The organism is Uliginosibacterium sp. 31-16 (assembly GCF_030730865.1).
Lineage (GTDB): Bacteria > Pseudomonadota > Gammaproteobacteria > Burkholderiales > Rhodocyclaceae > Uliginosibacterium.
Genome location: NZ_JAVALZ010000002.1, coordinates 164,377 through 176,077, shown reverse-complemented (window position 1 = coordinate 176,077; position 11,701 = coordinate 164,377). Strand labels below are relative to the sequence as shown.

The following is an 11,701-nucleotide window of genomic DNA, read 5'->3' as shown; positions in this document are numbered from 1 at the left end:
CTTATAGCCAAATGTCACGTCCGGAAGGTTTGGCCTTCGTTTGCTGCTAGCATCGAAAGAGATGAAAACAAAGGAGTCAGCATGAATCCCCCAGCCCCCGAGAAATTCCTGAAACCAGGCCTGTTGTGGCAGCAGCGGCGTGTGCGTATTGTCGTCAAATCCTTGCTGGGGGTGTTTTCCGGACTGATTCTGCTGGGTTTCTTTGCCGTACCGCCGGTGCTGCGCTGGGCTGTTGAAAACCAGGGCAGCAAAGCCTTGGGGCGGTCGGTGACGGTGCAGGGCGTGAGCTTCAATCCGCTTGCCCTGAGTGCGCGAATCGAGGGGCTGCGCATCCTCGAGGCCGATGGCAAGAGCGAGTTTCTCAGCCTCGGCCTGCTGCGCGCGAATCTGTCGACAGCCTCGATCTGGCAGCGTGGCGTGGTACTGGATAGCCTGCGCGTCGAGCAGCCCGCCGTGCATGTGGTGCGTCTGGATGACAACCGTTTCAATTTCAGCGACATCCTTGAGCGTTTTGCCAGCCCGCCAGCGCCCAAGGAAGAGCCCGCGAGCGAACCGGCGCGCTTTTCGCTGAACAACATCGAACTGACCGGCGGTCGCATCGAGTTCGATGACCGCCCGGCGGCACGCGTGCACAAGATCGAACAGCTCAATATCGGCGTGCCTTTTGTTTCCAGTCTGCCCGCCAAGGTTGAAAACTTTGTCCAGCCGAAGCTGGAAGCGAATATCAACGGTAGCGACTTCCGCCTGCTGGGTCAGGTGAAGCCTTTTTCCGATCATCGCCAGGCCAGCTTGGAAGTGGTGTTCGAGCCTTTCGACATCACCCAGTATCTGGGCTATGTGCCGGCCAAACTGCCGGTGAAGATCGAGCGGGCGAAGCTCGCCTCGGATCTGAAGCTGGTGTGGACCGAAGCCTCGGCCAAGGTGCCCGCTTCGCTGGTGGTGAGTGGCAAGCTGGCACTCAATGATGTGCTGTTGAAGGATGGAAAAGGTGGGCCACTGTTTGATCTGGAGGCTCTGGGTGTAGAAATCGAGCGTATCGAGCCGCTGGCCAATCCGCTGGTGCTGCGCCTGAACCGGGTGCAGATCGACGGGCCGGGCGTGGATTTGCAGCGTGCAAAGAACGGCACACTGAATCTGGCGACGCTGACTGGAGAAAAAACTGCGCCGGCAGGCGCTGCGCAATCTGCCGGCAAGACCGAGCCAGCCAAGGCCAATGCGCCCCGGATCTACGTCGACAAACTGGTACTCAGCAAGGGCAGCGTTCGCTGGCAGGACGATGCGGTGCCCGGGGGCTATCGTTTCGCCCTGAGCCCGCTTGAGATACAGCTGGACAAGCTGGATCTCGCGGGTAGCCAGCCGGCCACGCTGCAACTCAAGGCACAGGGCGCGCAGGGTCTGCAACTTGCTGTCGATGCACGTCTGGCGCTCAAGGACGAAAGCTACAACGGACATTTCGCCGTATCGGGCGTCGCACTGGAGCCGCTGCGCCCGTATTACGCGGCGGCGCTGGACCGGGCGATATTCCGGGGCGAAACCGTGCTGGAAGGCGATTTCAAGGTTGAGCCGGGCAAAGATGGCAGCGCGGTCAGCCTGGACAAGCTGGTGCTCGATACGCGGAATTTCAGTCTGAGCGAGCTCAAGGCGAAACAGCCACTGGTGAGTGTGCCGGAGTCACGTGCCGAAGGGGTAAGTGTCGACCTCGCCCACCGCGAGGTGAAACTGGGGCGTTTCACCAGCAAGGGAGCAAAAGTCAGCCTGTTGCGCGACAAGGATGGCGGCATCAATCTGGCCCAGCTGTTCCAGACGCACAGTGCGGCAAACGAGAGTGCCAAAGAGGCCTTGCGCGACAAGCTGGTGGTCGTGGCGGAAACGGCTGTGGCGGTCGCTCCACCGGCGGCGCCTGAGCTGCCCTGGCGCCTGAGCCTGGAAGACGCCGTGCTGGGCGGCTGGGCGGTGCATTTCGATGACCGTTCAGGCAGTGCTCCGGTGGCGCTGGATATCGCGGATTTCGGCTTGCACCTGAAAGGCTGGAGCAATCAGCCGGGTGCGCAGACCGATGTAAACCTGTCCGCGCGCGTGAACAAGGCCGGCAAACTGGCGATTGGCGGGCGTTTCGGGACGGAGCCTCTGAAAGGCGCGCTGCGCCTGGATCTACGAGCCGTCGATTTTCTGGCCGTGCAGCCCTATGTGGATGATCTGTATCGCATCCTGGTGACGCGCGGCAATCTGTCCGCCAAAGGTAATCTGAGCTTTGATCTGAGCCGTGCCGACCAGCCTGATATCCGCTACGCCGGCTCACTGGCGGTGGATGACTTCAATTCGCTGGATCGTCTCAACGACGCCGATTTCATGCGCTGGAAGCATTTTGCCTTTGCCGACGTCAAGCTGCAGACCCGGCCACTGGCCTTTGCCACGCGCGAAATCCGGCTGGAAGACTTCTATACGCGCCTGATTCTGGATGCACAGGGCCGCCTCAATGTGCGGGAGCTGGCGGCCGACGAGGAGGCGCCCGGTGCTGCCGCCCCGGCGGTTGCATCGGCGCCGTTTGCCACGGGTTCGACGCCGTCGCCAGCGCCCAAACCAGCCGCGCCGCTGCCGGAGGTGAAGATCGAGCGCATCGTGCTCGTCAATGGCAATGTCAATTACACCGACCGTTTCATCAAGCCGAACTACGAAGCCAATCTGCTGGCGCTCAATGGCACGCTCACCGGTCTGTCCAGTGATCAGGCGTCGGTCGCAGCACTGGATCTGAAGGCCAGCCTGGATGGCGCAGCGCCGGTGACGGTGGGCGGCGAACTGAATCCTTTCCGCCAGGACAGCTTCCTGGACATCAAGGCCGACGTGCGCGACGTCGATCTGACCGGAGTGTCGACCTACGCCGCCAAGTTTGTCGGCTACGGCATCGACAAGGGCAAGCTGTCGATGGCCGTGCAGTACAAAATTCGCGAGCGCCAGCTCAGCGCCGAAAACCGGGTGACGCTTGACCAGCTTACCTTCGGCAAGAAGGTCGAAAGCCCGGATGCAACCAAGCTGCCGGTGCTCTTTGCCGTGTCCCTGCTCAAGGACCGCCACGGCGTGATCGACATCAAGCTGCCGATCGCCGGCTCGCTGGATGACCCGCAATTCTCGGTGGGCGGGATCATCCTCAAGGTGATCGGCAATCTGATCGGCAAGGCGGCGACGGCTCCCTTCGCGTTGATCGGTTCGATGTTCGGTGGTGGCGAGGAACTGGCGTATCTCGATTTCGCGCCGGGTTCAGCGGCCATTGCGCCGGCAGGGGAGGAGAAGCTGAGAAATCTCGTGAAAGCGCTGACCGATCGGCCCGCGCTGAAGCTGGAGATTGCCGGCCGCGCTGATCCGGCGGGCGATGTCGCGGGTCTGAAGCGGACGCGTCTGGATGGCAAGCTGCGCTCACTCAAGGCTGCGCAACTGGTCAAGCGTGGTGAGGCGGTCAGTCAGGTTGATGAGCTGAAAATCGACGCGGCCGAATACCCGGCCCTGCTCAAGTCCGTGTACGAGGCGGAGAAGATTGATGGCCGCCCGCGCAACGCGGTGGGAATGCTCAAGAGCCTGCCGGTGGAGGATATGGAGAGGATCGTGCTCGGCAGCTTTCTGGTCAGTCCGGCCGATCTGCAGGCGCTGGCTGCCCAGCGTGCGCAGGTGGTGCGTACGCGCCTGCTTGACCAGACCGGCGTGGCACCCGAACGGGTATTCCTGCTGTCGTCAGCCAATGCTACCGAAGGCAGCGAAGGAAAACCGCCCGCGCCTCGTGTGGAGTTCTCATTGCGCTGATGCCTGTCAAGCCGTGTGCAGCCTTGCTGTGCGCGGTGCATGCCCGGAAACTCATGCAGCGTAAGGCTCTTCAGGCACGGGGTCCATAGATCGCCTGCCCGTGCGCCCCTCCGCGACCCGCCGCCCGTTAGGGCTATGGTGTCCCGCGTGCTGATCCGCGAAAGTCGGAGCACGGCTCAAAGGCCGGTTTTCCTCAAAGTGACCCGCAAGTTTCTGCATTCACTGCCGTTACTCTGAAGGTAGGCCGCGTTCAGGTGTCAGCCCTGCGCGGAATGTTGGCAAACCCCGGATACACAAAACGGGGATGTTTCACAAGGAGGCCTGGTGAGTCTGTCGGTCGATCAGCAATCTGCGGGAAATGTCGCGCAAGCCGAAGAGGCATTCCTGTTTGCAGATGATCTGCCGACAGCGCTCTCTGCGGGGAATGAGCGCGCGCTGCGGCCGTGGCGTGTGCTGATTACCGATGATGATGAAGAGGTGCATCGCGCGACCACCTATGCGTTGCGGGGCGTCGAGGTGGATGGTCGTCCGCTGGAGTTGCTGCACGCCAGCAGTGCCAGCGAAGCCGTGGCCTTGCTGCAGGTCGAGAAGGATATCGCCGTCGGCATGCTCGACGTGGTGATGGAAACGCCGGACGCGGGCTTGCGTCTGGTCGAGACCATCCGCAATGAGCTGGGTCTGCGCTCGATGCGCATCGTGCTGCGCACGGGCCAGCCTGGCTACGCGCCGGAGCTGGACGTCATCCGGCGCTACGACATCAATGATTACCGGACCAAATCCGAGCTGACCCAGACGCGTCTGATCACCACGCTGACGGCGGGGCTGCGCGCCTATGAGCAGCTTGAACTGGTTCGTGCAGCGAACCGGGGCATGGAAACGGTGGCACGGGCGTCCAACGAGATTTTCCGGTTGCGTTCCACGCAGGAGTTTTCACGGGTGCTGCTGCAGTGTCTGGCCGAGTTGCTCGGGCGTGACATGGACGCGGTGGTCTGTCTGGAAAAGAGCAGCGCAGAGGCTCAGCGCGACCATGGTCTGTACATTGAGTCGGCAGCAGGGCGCTACGTTGCCATGCAGGGCTGTGCAGCAGAAAAGGCGCTGGATGTGGAAATGCTGCGTGCTATCCGGCGCTGCACGGCGGCGCGGAGCTGTGTATTCGAGCCCGGGCGTTTTGCGATGTGGCTGGGCTGCGGATCGCGTGATGCGGTGGTGGTGGTCGATCTGGAGCAGCCTCTGCATGAGATTGAACACCGGCTGGTGGAAATGTTTGCGTCCAGCCTGGCCGTGGGTTTCGAGAATGTGGATCTGATCGAGCGCCTGGATTTCTTCGCCTTTTTTGATCCCTTGACCCATCTGCCGAATCGCACACGCTTCATTGCCGATGTGGATCAGGATCTGTTCAGCCGGCAGGGCGGCACCCGCTGTCTGGCGATTGCCGACATTGTGCGTTTCTCCGAGGTGAATGATGCGCTGGGCCATCGCTGCGGAGATTCGCTGCTGGTCGCCGTGTCCAAGCGCCTGCGCGTGGCCCTGGGGACCGGCGTCACGCTTTCGCGCATCGCGGCCGACAGCTTCGGAATTTACGGACCGGAAAACGCCGTGGATCCAGAGTCCGTTCGCAAGGCCTTCGAGCTGCCTTTCTTCGTGCATGGGCACGCACTGGCGATCCAGATGCGCATGGGGCTGGTGCAGGTCAGTCAATGCAAGGGCAATGCCGTGGAGCTGCTGCGCAATGCCAACCTGGCCCTGACGCAGGCACGCAGGGCCGATGGCGGCTCGTTCTGCGAGTTCTCGGTGATGATGTCCGAAGACGTGCAGACCCGTGTGAGCATGCTCCACAACCTGCGTGCAGCCATCGATTTCAAGCGCGGCTTGTCGGTGCATTACCAGCCGCTGGTCAATGCCGCGAGTGGCGAGGTGCTGGGCGTAGAAGCGCTGCTGCGCTGGCGCAATGATTTTGGCGAGATGGTGCCGCCGCTGCGTTTCATCCCTCTGGCCGAGCGTACCGGGATGATCAATGAACTGGGACTGTGGGTGCTTGAGCAGGCGCTGGATCGCCTGGCCGCGTGGCATCGACAGGGGCATCGGCAATTGGGCATTGCGATCAATATTTCACCAGTGCAACTGCGCAGCGAAGATTTTGTCCCCAAGGTTCGCCGGATCATCGAGTACTGCGATGTACCGCCGGCGCAGATCTGCTTCGAGTTTACCGAGGCAGTCGGGCTGGAAGATCCGGTGCTGCTGGCGGCCCGGCTGGGGGCTTTGCGCGAACTGGGCATCCGCCTGGGCATTGATGACTTTGGCACCGGCCATTCCTCATTGCGGCAACTGATTGGCCTGGCGACCGATGTGGTGAAGATAGATCCGACGTATATCGAACAGATAGCCCACTCCGCTGAAGAGCGGGCCTTGGCGGCCTCGGTTGTCGAACTGGCCCGCAGTCGCTGTCCGCGGGTGGTGGCCGAAGGCGTGGAAACCGCCGAACAGGCGCAGGCGCTGCTGGCGATGGGCTGCGAGCTGATGCAGGGATTCCACTTCGGCCGGCCGATGGCGGCGGATCAGTTTGACGCCTGGTTGCGTGGAAACAGGCAGGGCTAAGCCCTCACGCGGACAATCCGGCGCGATCTGCGGAGGCTCCCAGAGAGCCGCATCCATTGACCTTCTTCAGACAGGCATGCTGAAGAGACTTGCCCGGCGTGGGTTTCGGTAAAGATCTCCTGCAAAGCCACGTCGGGAGCCGCTCTTCGGGCGTCAGCTCCATCCTCAGGGGGCAACGCCTACCTCGACCAGACCACGCAGAGCGTTACCCAGCCAGATGCGGCGCGCCTTGAAGAGATCTTCCTGCCGCAAGACCGCCTCGATGGCACGACCTTCGTCGAGCAGCTGTGCCCGCAGTACACCGGGCAGCAGGCCACACGCTTGCGCTGGCGTGCGCAGCGGGCCGTCATCCATTTCCAGAAACAGGTTGCTGCGTGCGCCCTCGCACAGCTCGCCGCGTTCGTTGCTGAAGATCAGATCAAACAGCCCGTCTGCCATCGCTGCGCGTAGCGCCGTGTCGTAAAAACGGCGGGCGGTGGTCTTGTGGCGCAAGCGCGGGTCCGTCGAAGCCAGCGTGAAGGGGGCGAGCGCCGCACGCTGGCCGCTGGGCAGTGCATCCTGTACAGCCGCTTGCAGCGTGGGTTTGCCGTCACGTGCCAGTGTCAGCCGCACCCGCTGTGCCTCTGCGGGCAGGGTGGCTGCAAACTCAAGCAGGGTGCGGCTGAGCGAGGCGGGGTCGCAGGCAAAGCCGAGTTCCCGGGCGGAGCGCGTCAGGCGCATCAGGTGCCTGTCCAGGAGCGGATAGATGCCTGCCTCACATCTGAGGGTTTCGATCAGTTGCAGATCGCTGCCAAGCTGGCGGAGGAAACTGGCCTTGCTCAGGCATTCGCGGTATTCATCCGCGGGGCTTGAATCGGCGACGATGCCGCTGCCGACATCCAGGCGCAAGTGGCCTTCCTTGTCGAGCAGCAGGGTGCGGATCGGCACGTTCAGGCTGAAGTCGCCATCGGGCGCCAGCCAGCCCAGCGCGCCACAGTAGAGCCCGCGTGGCCCGTCTTCGAGCGCGTGGATGATCTGCATGGCGCGGATTTTTGGTGCGCCGGTGACCGAACCGCAGGGAAACAGCGCGGCAAGGGTTTCGGCCAGCGTTGCGTTGACCGGTGCGGCGCTGACCGTGGAAGTGAGCTGGTAGAGGCTGCGATAGGCTTCCAGTTCAAACAGGCGCTCAACCCGCACCCCTCCGGCCGGTGCCAGGCGCCCCAGATCGTTGCGGATCAGGTCGACGATCATCAGGTTCTCGGCGCGGTCCTTGGTCGAAGCCTGCAGGGCTGCTGCGCGGGCGGCATCCTCGCGCGCATCCGCACTGCGTGCCGCCGTGCCCTTCATGGGACGGCAGGTCAGCTGTGCCCCTCGTCGTGTCACGAACAGCTCCGGCGAGCGCGACAGGATCCAGTCCTGGCCGTCGAAAATCAATGCTCCGTGAGTGACCGGCTGGGTTTCCCGCAAACGGGCAAACAAGGCCAGAGGATGCCCGCCGGCCTGTCCGGACAGGGGAAAGGTCAGGTTGACCTGATAGCAGTCGCCGGCGTGGATCCAGTCGAGAATGCGCCGGCAGGCCTCTGCATGACGAGCTGCATCCCAAGCGGGTTGCAGGCTGAGCAGGCAGGCCTCCTGCTCCGGTGGGGTGAGATTTGCCAGTGCTGCCGCCCAGAACGGGGCAAGCGCATCGCGCTCAAGCAGGGTGCGGCGTGCAAACACCCAGGCCCGCAAGAGCGGCGTCGTTCCTGCGTCGGCTGGCAAGGTGGCATGGAGAGTCGCTTCCAGCGCGGCTCCCAGCTCGTAGCTGGACGCCAGGGCAAGCCAGTGGCCGTTCTTGCGAGCGGCTTCGATGGCGGCTAGTGCCAGAGGCACTTCCTCCGGAGTGTATGCACAGATGCAGTCCAGCAAGCCTTCCAGTAGGCCGAGCTGAGCAGGCTCACCGAGGTTGTCTTCAAATAATGCGAAAGGGCGGTCGAACCACCGTCCGGATGCAGGATTCAAGCGAATGTGTTCAGCTGCGACGACGGGGTTTGTCGGCGTTGGCGACCGGGCGGGTGACCGACTTGCTCAAGGCGCGCGGCGGCGGATTCTTGCTGACCTTGATTGCTCGGGTCTGGGCCTTTGGCGCAGGGGCCGGGGCGGCGGCCAGCGTGGTGTCCGCATCCTGCGGGATGAGCAGGGTGTAGCCAGCGGCCAGCCTGGCGCGTGGCGCCAGACCATTGGCTGCGCGCAGGGTGTCGGGCGACTGACGCAGTCGCTGGGCAACCTCTTCAATACGGCCGGCGCGTGGCACGGTGTAGGTCTTCCAGTTGACCAACGGCTGGCCGGCATGGGCTGCCAGATTGTCATTGAATTTGCGGGCGTTTTCGACCGGCAGGACCAGATCTGCATCGTGACTGCCCGGGATGACGGGGCGGTTGTAAGCCGGGTTCAGCGCCTGGAATTCGGACAAAGGCATTTCAGCCAGGCGGGCAGCGACAGCCAGGTCCATCCCCTGATTGCGCTCGACCGTGACGAAATAAGGCGTATTGGGAATGTCCGGCAGCTTGATGCCATAGCGTTCCGGGTGTGCCACGATCATCTTGATGGCCTGCAGCTTGGGCACGTATTGTGCGGTTTCGCGTGGCATCTTCAGGCTGTTGAAATCGGTCGGCTTGCCGGCGTTGCGGTTCGAGTTCACCGCCCGCAGCACGGCGTTTTCGCCCCAGTTGTAGGAGGCCAGAGCGAGATGCCAGTCGCCCTGCAGTTCATAGACGGCCTGCAGATATTGCAGGGCGGCATTGGTCGAGGCAACGACATCGCGACGCTCATCCACCCACCAGTTTTGCTGCAGCTGGAAATCCTTGCCGGTGGAGGGGATGAACTGCCACAGGCCGGCAGCCTTGGCGGGCGAAAAGGCCATCGGGTTGTAAGCAGACTCTACCAGCGGCAAGAGCGCCAGTTCGGTGGGCATGCCACGTTTTTCGAGTTCGGTGATGATGTGGTAGAGGTACTTGCGGCCGCGCTCAAGGATGTTGGTCACAGCCTGCGGGCGGGCGGTAAAGGCAGCAAGGTGCTGGTCGACGACCGGACTGGCCAGGTCGGGCATGCCGAAACCGCGGCGCATGCGTCCCCAGACATCGGCGCTCTGCCGTGTCAGGTCCATGGTCTGCACACTGCTGCGCTCGCCTGGCAACTCGGTGCTGAATACAGGGTAGGCCGGTTCTGACAGGCTCGGGCTGATCGCCAGCGAATCGGACTGCGCGCCGGCCAGGGAAGTGCAGCCCAGCAGCAATGCAGAAAGCAGGCTTGGCAGGATTCGCTTCATTGATGTACTCCGGTGTCCACGAAGGACTAAGCCGGCATTTTAAGGGCTGGTCATCAAAAGGAAAGCAGATGTTTTTTATACGTTAAGTCTGGCCCGCCCGTAGCGGACGAAAAAAAGCCACTCGAAGAGTGGCTTTTCCGGTTAGCCCTTGGCGGCAGCGCTGAATGCGCGTTTGCGTTCGTGCTCCTTGAGGAAACGTTTGCGCAGTCGGATCGACTTGGGGGTGATTTCGACCAGTTCGTCATCAGCGATGAATTCGATCGCGGATTCCAGCGTGAGCTGGACCGGCGGCACCAGACGCACGGCTTCGTCGGTACCCGAGGCACGCACGTTGGTGAGTTGCTTGCCCTTGATGGGATTCACCACCAGATCGTTGTCACGGCTGTGGATGCCGATGATCATGCCTTCGTAAACCGGGTCGTTGTGGCTCACGAACATGCGGCCGCGATCCTGCAGCTTCCACAGGGCGTAAGCCACAGCGGCGCCGTCGTCCTGGCTGATCAGCACGCCATTGCGACGCTCACCCATGTTGCCGGCGACCGGTGCGTAGTCGTCGAACACGTGGCTGGCCAGACCCGTACCACGGGTCAGGGTCATGAATTCGCCCTGGAAGCCGATCAGGCCACGTGCCGGGATGCGGTATTCGAGACGCACGCGGCCTTTGCCGTCCGACTGCATGTCCTGCAGTTCGCCACGGCGGCGACCGAGTTCTTCCATCACGCCGCCCTGATTTTCTTCTTCAACGTCGACGGTGAGCATTTCGTACGGCTCGCATTTCACGCCGTCGACTTCCTTGAACACGACGCGCGGGCGACCCACGGCCAGCTCGAAACCTTCGCGACGCATGGACTCCAGCAGAATGGTCAAGTGCAGTTCGCCGCGACCGGAAACCTCAAACACGTCAGCATCCTCGGTGTACACCACGCGCAGGGCGACGTTCTTGAGGAGTTCCTTTTCGAGGCGTTCGCGGATCTGGCGGCTGGTCACGAACTTGCCTTCGCGGCCGGCCAGAGGCGAAGAATTGACCTGGAAGTTCATGGTCAGAGTCGGCTCATCCACTGCGATCGGCTTCATGCCTTCGAGCTTGTCAGGATCGCAGATGGTCACGCCGATCCCGACCTGATTGATACCCGAAACCAGCACGATATCGCCTGCTTCGGCCATTTCAGCCGAGCTGCGCTCCAGACCACTGAAGGTCAGGATCTGGCCGATCTTGGCCTTGCCCTTGTTTTCTTCGCCATACATCACGACGACTTCCTGGTTCGGGCGGATGCGGCCGCGCTTGATGCGACCAATGCCCAGCTGGCCGATGTAGGTCGAGTAATCCAGCGAACAGACTTGCAGTTGCAGCGGGCCTTCAGCATCTACTTCGGGTTGCGGCACATGAGTCAGGATGGCTTCAAACAGCGGCTTCATGTCGGTGCCGGGCTTGTCGGCGTCGAGCATGGCAAAACCGTTCAGGGCCGAGGCGTAAACGATCGGGAAGTCCAGCTGCTCTTCGGTCGCACCGAGCTTGTCGAACAGGTCGAATGTCTGGTTGATGACCCAGTCCGGGCGGGCACCAGGACGGTCGATCTTGTTAACCACGACGATGGGCTTCAGGCCCATGGCCAGCGCCTTGCGGGTCACGAAGCGGGTCTGCGGCATCGGGCCTTCGACGGCGTCAACCAGCAGCAGTACGGAGTCAACCATCGACAGGACGCGCTCCACTTCACCACCGAAGTCGGCGTGTCCCGGAGTGTCGACGATGTTGATGTGGGTTTCGCCGTACTGGATGGCACAGTTCTTGGCCAGAATCGTGATGCCGCGTTCTTTTTCCAGGTCGTTGCTGTCCATCACGCGTTCGGCAACCTGCTGGTTCTCGCGGAAGGTGCCGGATTGGCGGAGAAGCTGGTCAACCAGCGTGGTTTTGCCATGGTCGACGTGGGCGATGATGGCGATGTTGCGGATGGCGCGGCTCATGATTTATTGGCTCTGCAGGGGAGGGTGGTTCGAAATATCAAGACCGGCTTCTGGCCGGATTGTGTA

Annotated in this window: 5 protein-coding genes; 2 read left to right on the top strand and 3 right to left on the bottom strand. The window is 62.3% G+C overall.

All coding sequences use genetic code 11. From position 1 onward, the window contains the following. Positions 1–81 precede the first annotated feature (81 nt). On the top strand, positions 82–3,792 hold the full coding sequence (locus Q9Q94_RS08575; RefSeq protein ID WP_305979647.1) for a DUF748 domain-containing protein: 3,711 nt from the start codon (positions 82–84) through the stop codon (positions 3,790–3,792). Between the two features lie 324 nt (positions 3,793–4,116). After that, positions 4,117–6,387 carry a bifunctional diguanylate cyclase/phosphodiesterase gene (locus Q9Q94_RS08570; protein ID WP_305979646.1) on the top strand — a complete coding sequence of 757 codons (2,271 nt, stop codon included), beginning with the start codon at positions 4,117–4,119 and terminating at the stop codon, positions 6,385–6,387. Positions 6,388–6,552: 165 nt separating this feature from the next. Here the strand turns inward: Q9Q94_RS08570 and pabB are convergent, their stop codons facing one another. The 3 genes from pabB to typA all read right to left on the bottom strand — a co-directional run bounded on the left by pabB (position 6,553) and on the right by typA (position 11,635). After that, positions 6,553–8,367 carry an aminodeoxychorismate synthase component I gene (pabB, locus tag Q9Q94_RS08565; protein ID WP_305979645.1) on the bottom strand — a complete coding sequence of 605 codons (1,815 nt, stop codon included), beginning with the start codon at positions 8,365–8,367 and terminating at the stop codon, positions 6,553–6,555. A 10-nt stretch (positions 8,368–8,377) separates the two neighbouring features. Beyond that, positions 8,378–9,673 (bottom strand): transglycosylase SLT domain-containing protein, encoded by a 1,296-nt coding sequence (locus Q9Q94_RS08560; RefSeq protein WP_305979644.1) that lies wholly within the window; start codon positions 9,671–9,673, stop codon positions 8,378–8,380. A 141-nt stretch (positions 9,674–9,814) separates the two neighbouring features. Continuing rightward, entirely contained in the window at positions 9,815–11,635 is a 1,821-nt protein-coding gene (gene typA / locus Q9Q94_RS08555) for a translational GTPase TypA (protein WP_305979643.1), read from the bottom strand. Between the last annotated feature and the right edge of the window lie 66 nt (positions 11,636–11,701).

What these genes read in the sequence shown, in the direction of transcription:
- Q9Q94_RS08575 (WP_305979647.1), top strand. Translation starts at nt 82, where the DNA reads ATGAATCCCCCAGCCCCCGAGAAATTCCTGAAACCAGGCCTGTTGTGG.
- Q9Q94_RS08560 (WP_305979644.1), bottom strand. Translation starts at nt 9,673, where the DNA reads ATGAAGCGAATCCTGCCAAGCCTGCTTTCTGCATTGCTGCTGGGCTGC.
- typA (WP_305979643.1), bottom strand. Translation starts at nt 11,635, where the DNA reads ATGAGCCGCGCCATCCGCAACATCGCCATCATCGCCCACGTCGACCAT.